Annotated in this window: 18 protein-coding genes; 12 read left to right on the top strand and 6 right to left on the bottom strand. The window is 49.5% G+C overall.

Annotation, left to right across the window (positions count from 1 at the left end):
- Positions 1–4 precede the first annotated feature (4 nt).
- Both speG and OGV74_RS11555 read right to left on the bottom strand, forming a co-directional pair.
- Complete coding sequence (gene speG, locus OGV74_RS11560) at positions 5–565, bottom strand: spermidine N1-acetyltransferase (RefSeq protein ID WP_003032379.1); 561 nt, start codon at positions 563–565, stop codon at positions 5–7.
- 35 nt (positions 566–600) lie between these two features.
- On the bottom strand, positions 601–942 hold the full coding sequence (locus OGV74_RS11555) for a DUF1283 family protein (RefSeq protein ID WP_003032382.1): 342 nt from the start codon (positions 940–942) through the stop codon (positions 601–603).
- 153 nt (positions 943–1,095) lie between these two features.
- Here OGV74_RS11555 and OGV74_RS11550 point away from each other — a divergent pair, with 153 nt between their 5' ends.
- The 5 genes from OGV74_RS11550 (at position 1,096) to OGV74_RS11530 (ending at position 6,841) form a co-directional block, all read left to right on the top strand.
- Positions 1,096–1,422, top strand: a complete 327-nt coding sequence (locus OGV74_RS11550; protein WP_003032384.1) for a YnfA family protein — start codon at positions 1,096–1,098, stop codon at positions 1,420–1,422.
- A 108-nt stretch (positions 1,423–1,530) separates the two neighbouring features.
- Positions 1,531–2,745 (top strand): starvation-sensing protein RspA, encoded by a 1,215-nt coding sequence (rspA, locus tag OGV74_RS11545; RefSeq protein WP_086504070.1) that lies wholly within the window; start codon positions 1,531–1,533, stop codon positions 2,743–2,745.
- 13 nt (positions 2,746–2,758) lie between these two features.
- Entirely contained in the window at positions 2,759–3,778 is a 1,020-nt protein-coding gene (locus tag OGV74_RS11540) for a Zn-dependent oxidoreductase (protein ID WP_003032388.1), read from the top strand.
- 52 nt (positions 3,779–3,830) lie between these two features.
- The gene (locus tag OGV74_RS11535) at positions 3,831–5,210 is read left to right on the top strand and encodes an MFS transporter (protein ID WP_086504071.1); all 1,380 of its coding nucleotides are present in this window, start codon (positions 3,831–3,833) and stop codon (positions 5,208–5,210) included.
- A gap of 164 nt (positions 5,211–5,374) precedes the next feature.
- Entirely contained in the window at positions 5,375–6,841 is a 1,467-nt protein-coding gene (locus tag OGV74_RS11530) for a mannitol dehydrogenase family protein (protein ID WP_286520828.1), read from the top strand.
- Positions 6,842–6,916: 75 nt separating this feature from the next.
- Here OGV74_RS11530 and ydfZ read toward each other — a convergent pair whose 3' ends face one another.
- The 3 genes from ydfZ to ydfG form a co-directional block, all read right to left on the bottom strand.
- A complete protein-coding gene (ydfZ, locus tag OGV74_RS11525) occupies positions 6,917–7,120 on the bottom strand; it encodes a putative selenium delivery protein YdfZ (RefSeq protein ID WP_003032393.1) in 204 nt (67 codons plus the stop codon).
- A 191-nt stretch (positions 7,121–7,311) separates the two neighbouring features.
- On the bottom strand, positions 7,312–7,998 hold the full coding sequence (locus OGV74_RS11520) for a GntR family transcriptional regulator (protein ID WP_003032396.1): 687 nt from the start codon (positions 7,996–7,998) through the stop codon (positions 7,312–7,314).
- 86 nt (positions 7,999–8,084) lie between these two features.
- Positions 8,085–8,831 carry a bifunctional NADP-dependent 3-hydroxy acid dehydrogenase/3-hydroxypropionate dehydrogenase YdfG gene (ydfG, locus tag OGV74_RS11515; RefSeq protein ID WP_086504072.1) on the bottom strand — a complete coding sequence of 249 codons (747 nt, stop codon included), beginning with the start codon at positions 8,829–8,831 and terminating at the stop codon, positions 8,085–8,087.
- A gap of 140 nt (positions 8,832–8,971) precedes the next feature.
- Here ydfG and dcp point away from each other — a divergent pair, with 140 nt between their 5' ends.
- From dcp to OGV74_RS11500, 3 genes are all read left to right on the top strand, one after another.
- Entirely contained in the window at positions 8,972–11,014 is a 2,043-nt protein-coding gene (gene dcp / locus OGV74_RS11510) for a peptidyl-dipeptidase Dcp (protein ID WP_086504956.1), read from the top strand.
- A gap of 501 nt (positions 11,015–11,515) precedes the next feature.
- On the top strand, positions 11,516–11,962 hold the full coding sequence (locus tag OGV74_RS11505; RefSeq protein ID WP_071685552.1) for a hypothetical protein: 447 nt from the start codon (positions 11,516–11,518) through the stop codon (positions 11,960–11,962).
- Positions 11,963–12,145: 183 nt separating this feature from the next.
- Positions 12,146–13,072 carry a diguanylate cyclase gene (locus OGV74_RS11500; protein ID WP_071697134.1) on the top strand — a complete coding sequence of 309 codons (927 nt, stop codon included), beginning with the start codon at positions 12,146–12,148 and terminating at the stop codon, positions 13,070–13,072.
- Positions 13,073–13,356: 284 nt separating this feature from the next.
- On the opposite strand, the gene mgtS is transcribed toward OGV74_RS11500, so the two are convergent.
- A complete protein-coding gene (gene mgtS, locus OGV74_RS11495) occupies positions 13,357–13,452 on the bottom strand; it encodes a protein MgtS (RefSeq protein WP_003032406.1) in 96 nt (31 codons plus the stop codon).
- A gap of 486 nt (positions 13,453–13,938) precedes the next feature.
- Here mgtS and urtA point away from each other — a divergent pair, with 486 nt between their 5' ends.
- Genes urtA through urtD form a run of 4 tightly spaced genes read left to right on the top strand, consistent with a single transcriptional unit; the run spans position 13,939 to position 18,698 of the window.
- Positions 13,939–15,210 carry an urea ABC transporter substrate-binding protein gene (gene urtA, locus OGV74_RS11490; RefSeq protein WP_003032408.1) on the top strand — a complete coding sequence of 424 codons (1,272 nt, stop codon included), beginning with the start codon at positions 13,939–13,941 and terminating at the stop codon, positions 15,208–15,210.
- A 43-nt stretch (positions 15,211–15,253) separates the two neighbouring features.
- A complete protein-coding gene (gene urtB, locus OGV74_RS11485) occupies positions 15,254–16,828 on the top strand; it encodes an urea ABC transporter permease subunit UrtB (protein WP_286520825.1) in 1,575 nt (524 codons plus the stop codon).
- Positions 16,828–17,901 carry an urea ABC transporter permease subunit UrtC gene (gene urtC, locus OGV74_RS11480; protein WP_044712398.1) on the top strand — a complete coding sequence of 358 codons (1,074 nt, stop codon included), beginning with the start codon at positions 16,828–16,830 and terminating at the stop codon, positions 17,899–17,901. The genes urtB and urtC overlap by 1 nt, the downstream gene beginning before the upstream one ends.
- A complete protein-coding gene (gene urtD, locus OGV74_RS11475) occupies positions 17,901–18,698 on the top strand; it encodes an urea ABC transporter ATP-binding protein UrtD (RefSeq protein WP_086504074.1) in 798 nt (265 codons plus the stop codon). Before urtC ends, urtD begins: the two co-directional genes overlap by 1 nt.
- The last annotated feature ends 2 nt before the right edge of the window (positions 18,699–18,700 follow it).

Raw genomic sequence — 18,700 nt, 5'->3', positions numbered from 1 at the left:
GGCTTTATTGAGCTGTAGGTTGCAGCAGGTTTGGACCTGACGTTTTATGTTCTGCCAGATACTGCTGCTGGAAGATACACATACGGATAGTGTTGCGGTATTGGCCGTTGATAAAGAATTCATGAATCAGCTCGCCTTCGACCATAAAGCCAAGTTTACGGTAGATGTGGATAGCTTTTTCGTTCTCTTTATCAACGATCAGATACAGCTTATATAAATTGAGTACGGTAAAGCCGTAATCCATCGCCAGCTTAGCAGCCCGGGAAGCCAGACCTTTGCCCTGATAATCAGGGGAAATAATGATCTGGAATTCCGCCCGTCGGTGCACATGGTTAATTTCAACCAGTTCCACGAGTCCGGCTTTTTCACCGTCGCATTCCACCACAAAGCGACGTTCGCTTTGGTCGTGAATGTGTTTGTCATACAGGTCTGACAGCTCAACAAACGCTTCGTAAGGTTCTTCAAACCAGTAACGCATTACGCTGGCGTTATTATCAAGCTGATGGACGAATCGTAAATCTTCACGCTCCAGCGGGCGCAACTTAACACTGAGGGCGCTAGTCATATCGTATCCTTTCAATATCCTTCAAAGTGCAATGATTATGGGGCAACGGTGCGGCCAGTACGGCGGTCAAGGCAGCGCAATGTGTTAGGTTCCCAGTACGCATTAATATTAGCGCTCTGTTCGCATTTATCACGGCTATCAAAGGCTGTATCGGCTTTGTCCCACTCTTTCTCTGCACGTTTGTTGACTTTCTGGCGAAGCTGACGCGTATCGTTCCATTGTTCCTTTTCCATTGCTGCTTGTTGACGACTTTGCGCACTGTCCCCGGATTCAATGACCAGTTTACTGGTTTCAGCAAATGCGGAAGAGGTGTACACAGCCGCAGCCAGCGTCAGCATAGCCGTCAGGCACAGGCGTTTGGTCAGTGTAATTTTCATGGCGAATTCCTTTTATGGGAAAGGGTAAAAACGATAAAACAGGGTTAAATTCTACACTATTCCGGTTTGCGGGCATACCCACCCGGTGGATATGGATACGCTAACGAGATTCTGTCGTATCATAGTTAAACCGAAGGTAACTGAATAACATCAATGCTTAAGACCACATTTCTTTTTTTCGTCACCGCGTTATGCGAAATCATTGGCTGCTTTTTACCCTGGCTTTGGCTTAAGCGAGGGGCTACAGCCTGGTTGCTGATACCCGCCGGGATGTCACTGGCTTTATTCGTCTGGTTGCTGACACTGCATCCGGCAGCCAGCGGGCGTGTATACGCAGCCTATGGCGGTGTTTACGTGGTGACCGCGCTGCTATGGCTACGCATTGTCGATGGTGTAAAACTCAGTTTGTATGACTGGTCTGGCGCGCTGGTGGCGTTGTGCGGCATGTTGATCATTGTGGCTGGATGGGGGCGCGCATAGCGCCTTTTTTTGTGATCAAGCAGTGCTTTTTTGATCTTTATACTTGTATGGTAGTAGCTCAGTTGAGTAAATTTCCTGCATCACAAGAACAGATGTAGGGAATAAGAAATGAAGATTGTTGGGGCTGATGTTTTTGTTACCTGTCCTGGGCGTAATTTTGTGACGTTGAAAATTACGACAGAAGATGGGATCACCGGGCTGGGAGATGCCACGTTAAATGGACGCGAGCTGTCCGTGGCGTCGTATCTGAAAGATCATGTGTGTCCGCAGCTTATTGGTCGCGATGCGCATCGTATTGAGGATATCTGGCAGTTTTTCTACAAAGGCGCGTACTGGCGTCGTGGGCCGGTCACCATGTCGGCGATTTCCGCAGTGGATATGGCATTGTGGGACATCAAAGCGAAAGCAGCCAATATGCCGTTGTACCAGTTACTCGGCGGTGCTTCTCGTGAAGGGGTTATGGTCTACTGCCACACCACAGGCCATACCGTTGATGACGTACTGGAAGATTATGCGCGTCATAAAGAAATGGGTTTTAAAGCGATTCGCGTGCAGTGTGGCGTACCGGGCATGAAAACCACTTACGGTATGTCTAAAGGCAAAGGACTGGCCTATGAACCTGCCACTAAAGGGCAATGGCCGGAAGAACAGTTATGGTCAACGGAGAAATATCTCGATTTCACGCCAAAACTGTTTGAAGTCGTGCGCGATAAATTCGGTTTCAACGAACATCTCCTGCACGACATGCATCACCGTCTGACGCCAATTGAAGCGGCCCGTTTTGGCAAAAGCATTGAGCAATATCGTCTGTTCTGGATGGAAGACCCAACCCCAGCTGAAAACCAGGAGTGCTTCCGCCTGATCCGCCAGCATACCGTCACGCCGATTGCGGTAGGGGAAGTGTTCAATAGCATCTGGGACTGCAAACAGCTGATCGAAGAACAATTGATCGACTATATCCGCACCACCATCACCCATGCAGGTGGTATCACCGGTATGCGCCGGATTGCTGATTTCGCGTCGCTGTATCAGGTACGTACCGGTTCACATGGACCTTCCGATCTATCGCCTGTGTGCATGGCCGCCGCGCTGCATTTTGATCTGTGGGTGCCGAACTTCGGCGTACAGGAATATATGGGCTATTCCGAGCAGATGCTGGAAGTATTCCCACATAACTGGACCTTTGATAACGGCTATATGCACCCAGGAGACAAACCCGGCCTTGGGATCGAGTTTGACGAAAAACTGGCGGCGAAATATCCGTATGACCCTGCATATCTGCCTGTTGCTCGCCTGGAAGATGGCACGCTGTGGAACTGGTAAGGAGTGATTTGCTATGAAAAGTATCGTGATTGAAAAACCGAATACGCTGATTATCGCCGAACGACCGGTGCCAGAACCCTCAGCAGGTGAGGTCAGGGTAAAAGTGAAACTGGCGGGAATTTGTGGTTCAGACAGCCATATTTACCGCGGTCATAATCCATTTGCACAATACCCGCGCGTGATTGGCCACGAGTTTTATGGTGTGATCGAGGCGGTAGGTGACGGCGTTGACCATTCGCGAATAGGCGAGCGGGTGTCCGTTGATCCGGTCATCAGCTGTGGACATTGTTATCCTTGTTCCATTGGTAAACCTAACGTTTGTACATCGCTGGTGGTGCTGGGCGTACATCGCGATGGCGGTTTCAGCGAGTACGCTGTCGTGCCGGCGAAAAACGCCTGGACGATCCCCGATACTGTGCCGGATGAGCATGCCGTTATGGTCGAACCATTTACCATCGCCGCAAATGTAACCGGGCAAATTAATCCTACAGAAAACGATATTGCGCTGATTTATGGCGCAGGGCCTATGGGACTGACCACTGTACAGGCGCTTAAGCGTGTCTATAAGGTTAAAACCGTAGTGATTGCTGACAGAATCGATGAACGCCTGGCCATGGCGAAGCAGTGTGGTGCAGACTGGGCCATCAATAATAGTCAGCACTCGTTGCAAGAGTTTCTGGTAGAAAACGGGCTAAAACCGACCATCATCGTGGATGCAGCTTGCCATCCATCCATTTTACAGGAGGCTATCACGCTGGCATCGCCAGCCGCGCGAATTGTTCTGATGGGCTTCTCCAGCGATCCTTGTCAGATTATTCAACAAGGTATTACCGGTAAAGAACTGTCCATTTATTCCTCAAGATTAAATGCGAACAAATTCCCGGTTGTGATTGACTGGTTGGTCAATGGACTCATCGATCCTAATCAACTTATTACTCACACTTTTGACTATCACCACGTTACAGACGCAATTGAATTGTTTGAGAAAGATCAGCAGCACTGCTGCAAAGTCTTACTCACATTCACTGAATAATATAAAAACTGCGAGTAAGTGGTACGCATCTTACCTCTTAGAGATAGCCAATATGAATCAAGAAAAACACGAAAGGTCCACGAAAGATCTGGTCAGAGCTGCCGTATCCGGATGGTTGGGTACTGCGCTCGAATTTATGGATTTTCAGTTATATTCTCTGGGTGCCGCACTGGTATTCCATGAAATATTTTTCCCGGAACAGTCTGCCGCCATGGCGCTTATTTTAGCGATGGGTACATACGGTGCAGGATATATTGCTCGTATCGTTGGCGCATTTATATTTGGCAAAATGGGTGACAGCATTGGGCGTAAAAAAGTGCTGTTTATTACCATCACCATGATGGGAATTTGTACGACCTTAATTGGCGTGCTGCCAACATATGCACAAATTGGTATCTTTGCGCCTGTTCTGCTGGTGACGCTGCGTATCGTGCAAGGGCTTGGTGCAGGGGCTGAAATCTCCGGCGCAGGCACGATGCTTGCTGAGTACGCGCCAAAAGGTAAACGTGGCATTATTTCCTCACTTGTTGCCATGGGAACCAACTGTGGAACCCTTAGCGCAACGGCCATCTGGGCAGTGATGTTCTTTGCTCTCGACCGTGAGGAGTTATTAGCCTGGGGTTGGCGTATTCCGTTCCTGGCGAGTGTCGTGGTGATGATCTTTGCCATCTGGTTACGTATGAATCTCAAAGAAAGCCCGGTATTTGAGAAAGTGAATGATGAAGAAAACGCTCCGGCATTAAATAATTCGTCAGAAAACACGCTGGGGGCGATGTTTACCAGTAAATCTTTCTGGTTGGCAACCGGCCTACGTTTTGGACAGGCGGGTAACTCAGGGTTAATCCAAACCTTCCTTGCCGGTTATTTAGTGCAAACGCTGTTATTTGATAAATCTATCCCCACTGATGCCTTAATGATCAGTTCGGTACTGGGCTTTATTACAATACCGTTGCTTGGCTGGTTGTCTGATAAATTTGGTCGTCGTTTGCCTTATATTATCCTGAATATCTCGGCAATTATTTTGGCTTACCCGATGTTGTCAATTGTAGTGGATAAAACGTATAGCCCGGGTATCATTATGACGGCACTGATTGTTATTCATAACTTTGCCGTATTGGGATTATTTGCTCTCGAAAATATTACTATGGCGGAAATGTTCGGTGCCCGTAACCGGTTTACGCGAATGGCGATTTCAAAAGAGGCGGGCGGGTTAGTTGCCGTTGGTTTTGGTCCGGTTCTGGCGGGTATTTTCTGCAACATGACCAATTCCTGGTGGCCAATTCTGGTGATGGTCATCGCCTACTCACTGATCGGTCTGATTTCCGCGTTGCTGATGCCAGAAGTGAAAGATCGCGACCTGAGCGTACTTGAGGATGCTGCCGAGGTGAATAAAGCCGAGAAGGTTCGTTGCTCGGTGACTCAGACAAACTGATACCAGACACTAGCATGGACGGATGTCTCATACGCTGCCCATGCTATTACACAGCTTTATATGATGTCATACCAATCATAAAAAGCTTAATGCAAATCAAAACATACAACCATACAGGCGTTACTCTGGAACAGTCCTGATTTCATTTATAAGTAGGCCATACCATGCAAAACAAGCTCTTAGCGGCAAAGGCTGCACTTCCTGACTACGATCGTACAAAACTGGTTCCGCGTATTGTTCATCTGGGGTTTGGCGCGTTTCACCGCGCACATCAGGGGGTTTACGCTGACATTTTGGCTGCAGACCACGGCAGTGACTGGGGCTACTGCGAAGTGAATCTGATTGGCGGCGAGCAGCAGATTTTCGATCTGAAACATCAAGATAATCTGTATACCGTTGCAGAGATGTCTGCTGATGCCTGGACTGCGAGAGTCGTGGGCGTGGTGAAAAATGCATTGCATGCACAGGTTGATGGTCTGGAAAGCGTACTGGCAGCGATGTGTGAACCACAGGTCGCGATCGTTTCTCTGACCATAACGGAGAAAGGATACTGCCATTCTCCGGCGACCGGTGAACTGATGTTAGACAATCCAATGATTGCCGCCGATCTGCAAAACCCAAAACAGCCAAAAACTGCGCCAGGCGTAGTGGTTGAGGCTTTGGCACGCCGCAAAGCGGCAGGTTTAGCCGCCTTTACTGTGATGTCCTGCGACAACATGCCTGAAAACGGTCATGTAATGCGTAATGTTGTCACCGCGTATGCCAGAGCGGTGGATGAAGAACTGGCTGCGTGGATCGAACAACATGTGACGTTCCCGTCGACTATGGTTGACCGAATTGTCCCGGCAGTTACCCCAGAGACTCTGGACAAAATTGAACACATCACTGGCGTACGCGACCCGGCAGGTGTGGCATGTGAGCCTTTCCGTCAGTGGGTTATCGAAGATAACTTTGTTTCCGGTCGCCCTGAATGGGAGAAGGTAGGAGCGGAGCTGGTGGCAGATGTCATTCCGTTTGAAGAGATGAAACTGCGTATGCTCAACGGCAGCCACTCTTTCCTGGCTTATCTTGGTTATCTGGCCGGTTATCAACACATTAATGATTGTATGGACGATGAAAACTATCGTCTTGCTGCTCGTGCGCTGATGTTGCAGGAACAAGCACCCACGCTGAAAGTAAAAGGTGTTGATCTACAACGTTATGCCGATCTGTTAATTGAGCGTTACAGCAACCCGGCACTGCGTCATCGTACCTGGCAGATTGCTATGGACGGAAGCCAGAAATTGCCGCAGCGTATGCTTGATTCCGTTCGTTGGCACATTGTAAACGGCAGTCACTTTGATTTACTGGCGCTGGGCGTGGCGGGCTGGATGCGCTACGTCGGCGGTGTGGATGAGCAGGGCCAGGCGATTGAAATTAGCGATCCGCTGTTGCCCGTGATCCAGAATGCGGTGCGTAGCAGTAACGAGGGCGAAGAGCGCGTTCGGGCGCTGCTGGCGATCGATGCTATCTTTGGTCGTGAACTGCCGCAGGTTGAATTGTTCAAAAACCAGGTTACACAAGCATATCTTGCTTTACTGGCTGAAGGGGCGAAGGCGACGGTTGCGAAGTATGCAGCAAAACTGAAGTAACGAAGATTATGTTTTATGTCGCCATCTGGCTTTCAACGGGCCAGATGGCGCTGTGTTTTCTGGCATTCACACCAATTAGTTCATGCCTAAACGAATCAGCTCGAGGGGGGCATATTTGCCTTCACACCCTTCGATTTCCACTGTTTTTCCGCGGCGAATCTGCTCAGCGGTCAGGCCATCGGTATCTATCGCTGTAATACGGCCTGTGAGCCCGGTGTCGCTGATCATGACGCGGCTGCCAGTGGTGATTGCGTTACGGTTACGATCGTATGTTTTCATGGTGTTTTCTCCTTTCCAACTTACCGTCAAAGCCCGTGGGCTTTTAGTCCCACGTAACGGGCGCAATATAAATACGCTTCTCGTTAAGGATTTTTTTTGTTTTCGATCAAAATCACAGCTTTTTTTATGCAGTTATGCAGGAGAGGGGAAAACGCAGGAGAAACTCACCCCGGTGTGAGGCGAGCGTAGTATTAATCTTCGCTGAACCAGTCGCTATTTTCCTGACGAATAAGCTGAACGGACTCACCAATTTCCTGGAGATGGAGCATCATTGCGCGCTCGACCGCATCGCCATCATGTTTCTCAAGGGCGGCAAAGATATCGTGATGCTGGCGTAACAGCATTTCAGGCGGGGAAATATGATCCAGGCTCATATAACGAACTCGGTCAATTGTAGCCTTTATATTCTCAACGGTATCCCAGGCGAGTTGGCACTCGGCGATTAAAGCCAGTTTCTGATGAAACTCATCATCAAGCTGGAAGAAATCATTGATCTGTTTTCGGTCAATTGCGATGCGCTGCTGATGCAAATTTTGTTCAAGCTGATAGCACTGTTGGTCGTTGATCAGCGATGCGGCGCGGCGTACCACGGCACATTCAATCGCCTGGCGGACAAAACAACCATTTTGCACCTGCGACAGCGAAATCTTGTTCACATAGCTGCCACGCTGTGGGCGGATCTGAATCAGACCGTTTTCTGCCAGTTTGATGAATGCTTCTCGTACCGGCTGGCGTGACACATTAAAGCGTACGGAAACCTCTTTCTCAGACAGCGGTGTACCGGGTGCTATCAGACAATGCACGATATCACGGCGAAGAATACGGTAAATCTGTTGATTTACTGGCTGTGTAGGGTTGAGCTGCGTTTCTACGGTCATTCATTCTTACTTTTTAGAGAGTTAACCCGGTTATTTTATCACTTCTTTTAGGCTATCTATACCCGGCGCAAGGCCGGGTAGAGAAATTAGCCCCGATGAATACTCAGCCCGGCAAAAGACTGTGTGACAGGCATCATTTCAAGGGTGTTGATATTGACATGAGTCGGTAAAGAAGCCACCCACCATACCGCCTCTGTGACATCTTGCGGGGTCAGCGCCGTGGTATTTTCGTAGGCTTTTTCAGCTTTGGCATCATCACCTTTGAAACGGACATTAGAGAATTCCGTACCGCCAACCAGACCCGGTTCGATGTCGGTAACGCGAATGGCAGTGCCGTGTAAATCAGTACGTAAATTCAGGCTAAACTGGCGAACAAATGCTTTGGTCGCACCGTAGACGTTACCGCCAGCGTATGGCCAACTGCCCGCTGTAGAACCGATATTGATAATATGACCGCGGTTGCGTTCAACCATGCCTGGCAGAACGGCACGGGTCATATAAACCAGCCCCTTGTTGTTGGTGTCGATCATATTTTCCCAGTCTTCAACGCTGGCCTTATGGGCAGGCTCAAGGCCCAGCGCCAGACCTGCGTTGTTGACCAGAACATCAATATTGCGCCATTCAGCAGGGAGGGCGTCCAGCATCTCTTCAATTGATGCACGATTACGTACGTCCAGTTGCGCGGTATAGAGGCGGTCACCCAATTCCTCTTTCAGTTCCTGCAGGCGCTCCTGGCGGCGTCCGGTGGCAATAACTTTATGCCCATTCTCAATAAAACGACGCGTAATGCACTCACCAAAACCTGCGGTTGCTCCGGTTACTAAAACGATCATCTCACTGTTCCTCAACGCTTTTTATGTAGTACTACCATAGCACGTCATTTCCGTTCAGAGCTATTCCTGCGTAACGCGATTGCGGTTGAATCCTGGGAAGTCTACTCTGGTAAACAAATCGTTTTCAGGAGTGAAAGATGTTGTTAACGAATCCTTTTTTAAGTCACAGCACGTTGCCGTATCAGGCCCCGCAGTTTGATCAGATAGAGGTGCAGCACTATCGCCCAGCGTTCGATGAAGGCGTGCGGCAAAAACGTGCAGAGATCGAGGCGATTGTGCAAAACCCGCAAGCCCCTGATTTTGCCAATACGTTGCTGGCGCTTGAGCAAAGCGGCGCTTTGCTGACACGCGTAACCAGCGTTTTCTTCGCGATGACGGCGGCGCACACCAACGATGAACTACAGCACCTTGACGAAGAGTTTTCCGCAGAACTGGCGAGCCTTGCCAATGATATCTATCTCAATGAAGCACTCTTCTCGCGCGTTGACGCTGTCTGGCAACGGAGAGGTTCTCTGAGGCTGGAAAGTGAATCATTACGCTTGCTGGAGGTCATCCACCAGCGTTTTGTACTGGCCGGCGCATGTCTGAATGAGACTGATAAAGCGAACCTTAAAGCGCTCAATACAGAGTCCGCCACGCTGACCAGCCAGTTTAACCAACGGCTGCTGGCAGCGAACAAGTCCGGTGCTCTGGTCGTGGATGATGCACGTTATCTGGAGGGACTCAGCGCTGAGGAAATTGCCGTTGCCGCTGAAGCTGCAAGGGAGAAAGGGCTCGACGCGCGTTGGGTTATCCCGTTATTGAACACGACTCAGCAACCAGCGCTTGCGGCGTTACGCGATCGCCATACCCGTGAAAGTCTGTTCACCCGCGCATGGACGAGAGCAGAAAACAATGACGCTAACGATACTCGGGCTATTATTCAGCGACTGGTCGAGATCCGGATGCAGCAGGCGAAACTACTCGGTTTTGCCAATTACGCTGCATGGAAAATTGCCGACCAGATGGCAAAAACACCGGAAGCTGCACTGACTTTCATGCGGGCGATTGTTCCTGCTGCGCGAGCTCGGGCATTAGATGAACAGGCCGAAATCCAGAATGTTATCAATCACGAAAAGGGGCAATTTAACGTCGAGGCTTGGGACTGGGCATTTTATGCTGAGCAGGTTCGTCGTGAGAAATATGCTCTGGATGAGGCGCAGCTCAAACCTTACTTTGCCCTTGATACGGTGCTGAACGAAGGCGTTTTCTGGACGGCCAATCAACTCTTTGGCATAAAATTTATAGAACGGTTCGACATTCCTGTTTATCACCCGGATGTTAGGGTATGGGAAATATTTGATCACGATGGTGTAGGTCTGGCGTTATTTTACGGCGATTTCTTTGCCCGGGAATCGAAAAGCGGTGGTGCCTGGATGGGCAATTTTGTTGAGCAATCGCAACTCAATGAAACCCGGCCGGTTATTTACAACGTGTGTAATTATCAAAAACCGGCAAAAGGTCAGCCTGCATTGTTATTGTGGGATGATGTTATTACGTTATTTCATGAATTTGGCCACACGTTGCACGGTCTGTTCGCCACTCAGCGTTACGCCACGCTTTCAGGGACCAACACTCCGCGTGATTTTGTTGAATTTCCTTCGCAGATTAACGAACACTGGGCGAGTCATCCGCAGGTCTTTGCCCGTTTTGCTCGTCATGTTGTTACCGGGGAGCAAATGCCGCAGGCGTTGCGAGATAAAATGCAGCAGGCCAGCCTGTTTAACAAAGGTTACGACATGACCGAACTGCTCAGTGCTGCATTGCTGGATATGCGCTGGCACGGTCTGGAAAATAGCGCGTTATCTCTTTCGGTCGATCAATTTGAACAGCAGGCGCTGGCAGCAGAAGGTTTGGATCTCAAGGCCGTGCCACCACGTTATCGCAGCAGCTATTTTGCCCATATCTTCGGCGGCGGTTATGCCGCGGGTTATTACGCCTATCTGTGGACGCAAATGCTGGCCGATGACGGCTATCAGTGGTTTGTAGAGCAGGGCGGATTAACCCGTGAAAACGGGCAGAAATTCCGCGAAGCGATTTTGTCACGCGGAAATAGCACTGATTTAGCTGAACTCTATCGCCAGTGGAGCGGACGCGAACCACGAATGGAGTCGATGCTGGAACATCGTGGTTTGAGCGCGTAAGACATAATTAGCCAGAATGTTGAACCGGGCGTGATGCCCGGTTTTTCCAGAATCACTCTCCAGAATATCGCCAAAAATAAGCGCGAACGGCAAGGGCGTTATGTTTAAATGTCCAAAAAAGCATATAAAAATAAGTGCTATTTTGTTGCTGTCTGTGTTAAATATTAGCCCTTTGATACTGGAGCAGGCTTGGTAAATACTTATTAACTTACTGAAATAAACAATTTTCTTTATTAATTGCGCTGCGCTGACATCTCAATTTATGAAAGATAAAAAAGTCATCAGGATATTTCTGGTAACTCCACAAATAACCACTTATTTACTATTTGAAATAGAGTGGTAGCTAAAGCTATGCGCAATATTAATATATGTTAATGATGCTTTATTAATCATGTTTTGCTTTTCTGTTGCGGCTTGATGAATAAATAATCTTGCTGGGACAATCTTTTCGCTATTTGCTTTACCTTCCGGGTGGGGCGCAATGATGATAATGGGAATACTATGAATAAGGTTTTAATCTCTCTGGCAGTTTTGGCTACCGTGACTACATCGCCAGCGTATGCGATTAGCGCAAGCTACCGCGCGCAGTTGGAGCGTAGCGGGTGCACACAGGAATCTGAGCTGCGTGGCTGTGATGTAACTAAAACTAAAGCGCAGAACTCCGCCCGTGGTTTTAAACTGGAAACCGCGACCCAGGAAGCAACCAGACGCTATGCGCCTTTTGTTGGTAGTTACGGGGTATTTATGCCAAACGGTCAACGCGTTAATCAGTTGGTTGTTAAAAAAGATGGGGCGGTCTTGTTAAATGGCCATAAGGCTAAAGAGCATTTTGTAACTGCGGAAGACCTGAACGTATTTGAGGACGGATTACATATCATCCTGAAGACGGATAAAAAAGGTAGCTGGAGAAACTCAAATACGAATGAAAGTGGTTCAGTTGGCAAATAAGCATTAATCTGGGCATCAGCATCAGTTGCTACCGTGATAAGAAAAATAAGCCCTCTACGGAGGGCTTTGCATAGAGCGTTCTGTCTCTGACGCATTGATAACTATAAAAAAGATTACATAAATTTTCTTTTTGGTCGTTAAAATATCTGCATCAGAAGTGCTCGCACAGGGAGGGAGACTGCAATGATGAGAAATACGAAGGAAATAGATGCAATTTTGATTGAGTTGAACAAGTCCATTGATGCCCACTACAAATGGTTAGTGACAATGTTCCGCTGCGTGGTGTCTTCAGATGTTACTCAGCCGGATATTATGGGTGAACATTCGCATTGTGTTTGTCGATTTGGACAGTGGCTTAATAATCAATCGCGGTACAATGAGGATGATTGTAGTTACGTAAGCAAGATAAATGCCACCCACGAAAAGATGCATTTATTAGGCAAGGAGTTGCTATTGGCTATAGTGGAGAAACGTAGCCATCCATGGCATTTCGACAGTTTCCAGGACGCGCTGCTGGCATTTACCTCATCTGTAATGGACTACAAAATATATTTATTGAATATCCGCAGTAATATCGATGTATTAACAGGTTTGCCCGGCAGAAGAATGCTCGATGAGTCTTTTGATCGGCAGTTGCTCGATGCCGAACCGCTTAATCTCTATATATTGTTGTTAGATATCGATCGTTTTAAATACGTTAACGATACCTATGGCCATTTGGTTGGTGACTTGGTATTACGGGTTCTGGCATCAAATTTATTGTCATGGACGCGATATGATGAGGTGGCGTACCGCTACGGTGGAGAAGAGTTCATTATCATCATCAGAACAAAAACGGACGAGCAGGCATGCCAGGCGGGTTTTCGACTTTGTCGTCTGATTGGGCAGAAAAAAATTCCCTACACTGATGGAGAGATCGGTATCACGGTGACGGCAGGCATAACCCGAGTCCAGCCGGGTGAAACGCTGGACACCGCGCTTGGTCGGGCTGACAGGGCGATGTATCAGGGGAAACAGACCGGCAGGAATCGCTGCATGTTTATGGATGAAAATGAGCGGATCACGTTGGTGGACACCAATGACGGGACCTCGCATCCCATCAGTGAGTGAGTTTTCGAAAAACGGTTTGAGGTAGTTGCGTTTCGTTTAACTTTCATTGGGGTTGTCGATGATAGGTTAGCTGACTATCCGTTATCTTCGCAGGGAATTGCCTGATAGCGTATAAAAGCAAAACACAAATCTATCCATGCAAGCATTTACCGCTGGTTTAACCGGCGGTTTTTTTTATCTGCTAATCAGGGAAAAGGTGTCAGAAGGGCAATGCAGGTAAAAAAATGGCCCCTTGTGCAGTTACGCAACAAGGGGCCGGGTCGGTTCAGGACTATCTCCGTTCATTAATCATCCCATCTGTGGCTAAAATACGCGGCCAGGAAGCCTGAAAATAAAATAATTCCCAGAACAGCCATAAAAATATTCATATTACCCAGCATAGTAAATGCTCCTTTATCTGTGAGTTTCCTCTCTTACCTTAAGTTCACCTCGCTTATGACTATAGTAGCAATTCAATCTTAAACAAAGACTGAACTGTGTGATTATTTCGGCTGAAAAGTAAATTTTTGACATGATCACGTCGAATAAAATAAATAATAGTGACGAGACACATTTATCTGCGCACAAATAACCCCGTTTTTAAAACCTGAGACGCTGTTATGACAGTGTGCTGCTGACACAAATTGTTGCACGTTTATAATGCAGGGTTGTCTCATGGTGGTTCAATTTTTCGTTTGCTTAACCCGTTTGGCGGGAAAATGTAATACTGATTTTTGTGCGCGAGATGCTAATCTGTTGATTTTATATGATGTTTTAATATCTGGCATCGTTTTTGCCTTATCACTTCTGAACACCTTTAATTTGCACCGTTTTGTCTGCCCGGCTGCACCGGAGCTTTCAGCAAGTTTAATTTCAGGAGTGAAACTATGCAGCGTCGTACATTTTTAAAAGCTTTTGCACTTTCTGCCTCTGTTGTAGCAATGGGCGTGAGTTTTAGCGTTCAGGCAGCCGACACCATCAAGGTTGGCATCATGCATTCTTTATCCGGCACGATGGCCATATCCGAAACGCCGCTAAAAGATGTGGCGTTGATGACCATCGATGAAATTAATGCTCAGGGCGGTGTGTTGGGTAAAAAGCTGGAACCGGTGGTGGTTGACCCGGCCTCGAACTGGCCGTTATTTGCTGAAAAAGCAAGGCAGTTGCTGAGTCAGGATAAGGTAGCGGCAGTTTTTGGCTGCTGGACATCGGTTTCGCGTAAATCGGTTCTACCAGTATTTGAAGAATTGAACGGTCTGCTGTTTTACCCAGTGCAATATGAAGGTGAGGAGATGTCGCCTAACGTCTTCTATACCGGCGCAGCCCCCAACCAGCAGGCGATCCCGGCAGTTGAGTATCTGATGAGTGAGGACGGCGGCAGCGCGAAACGCTTCTTCCTGCTGGGCACGGATTATGTTTATCCACGCACGACCAACAAAATTTTACGCGCCTTTTTGCACTCAAAAGGAGTTGCCGATAAAGACATCGAAGAGGTGTACACCCCATTCGGACACAGCGATTACCAGACCATTGTCGCCAGTATTAAAAAATTCGCCGCAGGGGGGAAAACGGCGGTGGTATCAACCATCAACGGCGATTCTAACGTTCCATTCTATAAAGAGTTGGCCAACCAGGGCCTGAAAGCCACCGATGTTCCTGTGGTGGCATTCTCCGTGGGTGAGGAGGAGTTACGCGGTATTGATACCAAACCGCTGGTGGGCAACCTTGCAGCCTGGAACTACTTTGAGTCCGTCGATAACGCTGCCAACAAGAAGTTTGTCGCGGATTACCGGGCGTATGCCAAAGCGCACAAATTACCAAATGCTGAATCGGTGGTGACAAACGACCCCATGGAAGCTACGTATGTTGGCCTCCATATGTGGGCGCAGGCGGTAGAAAAAGCCGGAACGACCGATGTGGATAAAGTTCGCGCTGCAATGGCGGGGCAATCCTTCGCTGCGCCATCAGGCTTTACCCTGACCATGGATGCGACCAACCATCACCTGCATAAACCCGTCATGATTGGCGAGATTGAGGGCAATGGCCAGTTTAACGTGGTATGGCAAACCGATGAGCCGGTCCGCGCCCAGCCATGGAGTCCGTACATCGCTGGTAATGATAAAAAATCTGAACAGCCTGTTAAAACCGCCAGCAACTGATCGTGTGCCCTCCTGCGGGAGGGTAACGCTTTGGAGAATGCTCATGAAAGTTATGCGCTTTATTCGTGGTGTGTTGTTGCTGACGTGGTTTTTGCCGTGGATAGCGCAGGCATCAGATGCCGATACTTTTACAGCCGCAAATCGAACTCAGCAGGCCGCCTTGCTTGAACAATGGGCGGTGAATCCCGATGTTCAGCGCATCCCGCTGCTCAGCGCGTTGCGCGAGGAGAATCTGCTGACTGATAACGCGAAAAATACCTTCATCATGAACGGCTCGCACGCACAGCCGTTAGGAACAGCGACAACCCCAAACGGCGAGCTAAAAAAAATTCGCCTGACTAACCGCCTGCGCAATCTGGTTGCCGGAACGCAGGCCGTTCATCAGCTTTTAAATGACAGTGTCACATTAAGGTTAGAGGCAGCTCGTACATTACAGCGTGAGGCACAGCCGGGTATGCTGCCGTTTTTACAGCAACGACTGGCTCAGGAGTCAAATGGTGATGTGAAATCCGCGCTGGCTATTGCACTGGCAAATCTGCAGCTGAACAGTTCCTCGCCGGAGGTCAGACGTCAGGCAATCGAACTATTAGGGGCGTCAAATGATCCTGAAACTCAGGCGCGCCTGCAACCATTCACCCGGGATGAACATGAACCCGATACCCGCGTGCGTGCTGCCGCTGGCGAAAGCCTGAATTCCATCGCACATCGTATGAAGGTTGGGGACCTTCTTGGACAGGCCTTTATGGGGCTATCGCTGGGTTCTATTTTGCTGCTGGCGGCATTGGGTCTGGCTATAACCTATGGATTACTTGGTGTCATTAATATGGCGCATGGCGAGATGTTAATGCTCGGGGCTTACTGTACCTGGATGGTACAACAACTGATGAGCCAGTTTTTCCCGCAATGGCTAGCCTGGTATCCGGTTATTGCGCTGCCGGTTGCCTTTTTACTTACCGCGGCGGTGGGAATGCTGCTTGAGCGCGGGGTGATCCGCCATTTATACGGGCGTCCTCTCGAAACGCTGCTGGCGACCTGGGGGATCAGCCTGATGCTCATCCAGTTGGTGCGTATGTCCTTCGGCGCGCAAAACCTGGAAGTCGCCAATCCGGCATGGCTTTCAGGGGGGATTCAGGTTTATGCCAATCTGATTTTACCGTGGAACCGAATTGTGGTGCTTGGCTTTGCCATTCTGGTGCTGTTTTTCACCTGGCTGTTGTTGAATAAAACGCGTCTGGGGCTGCGCGTACGTGCCGTGACGCAAAATCGCAATATGGCGGCCTGCTGCGGCGTACCTACCGGACGCGTCGATATGCTGGCCTTTGGCCTTGGTTCAGGCATTGCCGGGCTGGGGGGCGTAGCGCTCTCGCAGTTGGGCAACGTAGGACCCGAATTGGGGCAAAGCTACATTATCGATTCGTTTCTGGTTGTGGTGCTGGGCGGCGTGGGACAACTCGCCGGGAGCGTGGCCGCGGCGTTTGGACTGGGGATCTTCAATAAAATTCTGGAGCCTCAGGTGGGGGCAGTTCTAGGCAAAATCATGATTCTGGTGCTGATTATTCTGTTTATTCAGAAACGTCCGCAGGGGCTGTTCGCACTAAAAGGGAGGGTTATTGACTGATGACGATGCCAATGACATTAACGCTGGCGCGTAAAGCGCCACGCGCGACGCGCATCCTGGGGCTGGGGTTGCTGCTGGCGTTGATTATTCTGCCGTTTCTTGCGCTGTTACCTGCGGACCATCCGCTGGCTATATCAGTGTGGACGCTAACGCTGGCCGGAAAAATTCTCTGTTATGCCATTGTGGCGGTCGCGCTGGATCTGGTGTGGGGCTATGCCGGCATGCTCTCGCTGGGACACGGTATTTTCTTTGCGCTGGGAGGGTATGCGATGGGAATGTACCTGATGCGCCAGGCCTCTGGCGAAGGATTACCGGCCTTCATGTCATTCCTGTCGTGGAGCGAGCTGCCGTGGTTTTGGTGGGGGACGCAACATTTTATCTGGGCGCTACTGCTGGTCGTTCTGGTTCCTGGCCTGCTGGCACTGGTATTTGGTTGGTTTGCCTTTCGGTCAAAAATCAAAGGGGTCTATTTCTCCATCATGACCCAGGCCCTGACTTTCGCAGGAATGCTGCTGTTTTTTCGCAACGAAACGGGTTTTGGGGGAAATAACGGTTTTACCGGCTTTACCACCATTCTGGGATTCCCGGTAACCGCCACCTCAACCCGTATCGCGCTGTTTCTGGCGACGGTCATGCTGCTGGTGCTGGCATTATGGCTGGGACTGGCGCTGGCCCGCAGTAAGTTCGGCCGTATTCTGACTGCCGTGCGCGATGCAGAGAACCGTCTGATGTTCTGTGGTTACGATCCGAAAGGTTTCAAGTTACTGGTGTGGACGCTTTCCGCTGTACTGTGCGGCCTGGCAGGAGCGCTGTATGTTCCGCAGGTGGGGATCATTAACCCCAGCGAAATGTCGCCGACCAACTCGATTGAAGCGGCGATTTGGGTTGCCCTCGGCGGACGTGGAACCCTGATCGGCCCGGTATTCGGCGCCGTGTTGGTGAATGGCGCGAAAAGCCTGTTTACCGTCATCATGCCGGAATACTGGCAACTGTTTCTTGGCCTGATCTTTATTGGCGTTACGCTGTTTTTACCCCGAGGTGTAATTGGTCTGTTTCGCAAGGGAGACAAATAATGCAGCCAGATGAAGGGCTATTTACTCGCCAGATGCCGGGGGATCGGTTTCGCAACCAGACTGATCCGGTGCTACAGCTGGAAAAAATTAACGTTAACTTCGATGGCTTTCAGGCGCTAACCGATCTCACGCTCAATATTGGGGTTGGGGAACTGCGTTGCATCATCGGGCCCAACGGCGCCGGAAAAACGACGTTAATGGATGTCATTACCGGCAAAACCAGGCCGCAAAGTGGTCGTGCGATATACGATCAGTCGACCGACTTAACGACGCTGGATCCCATTGCCATTGCACGTCAGGGGATTGGACGGAAATTTCAAAAGCCCACGGTATTTGAAGCATTAACGCTGGAAGAGAACCTGGAGCTGGCGCTGAAAAATGATAAATCTGTCTGGGGTTCTCTACGGGCACGACTCTCAGGCGAACAACGGGATCGTATTGATGAAGCACTGGCGCTGTTGCGGCTGGGTAATAAGCGGGCCCGCCGCGCCGGTCTGCTTTCGCATGGGCAAAAACAGTTTCTCGAAATTGGCATGCTGCTGGTACAGGAGCCGCATTTACTGCTACTGGATGAACCCGCGGCGGGGATGACGGATGCGGAAACGGAATACACGGCGGAGCTGTTTCGCCAGCTTGCCGGTAAGCACTCTTTGATGGTTGTTGAGCACGATATGGGATTTGTTGAAACCATCGCCGATCGCGTCACGGTATTACACCAGGGGCAAGTATTGGCTCAGGGGAGTCTGCGTGAAGTGCAGGCCAACGAGCAGGTTATTGAAGTTTATCTCGGGCGTTAAGG

Source organism: Citrobacter sp. Cf116, assembly GCF_030336505.1.
Lineage (GTDB): Bacteria > Pseudomonadota > Gammaproteobacteria > Enterobacterales > Enterobacteriaceae > Citrobacter > Citrobacter freundii.
The sequence above is the reverse complement of the archived record's forward strand: the minus strand, read 5'-3'. Positions and strand labels throughout refer to the sequence as shown.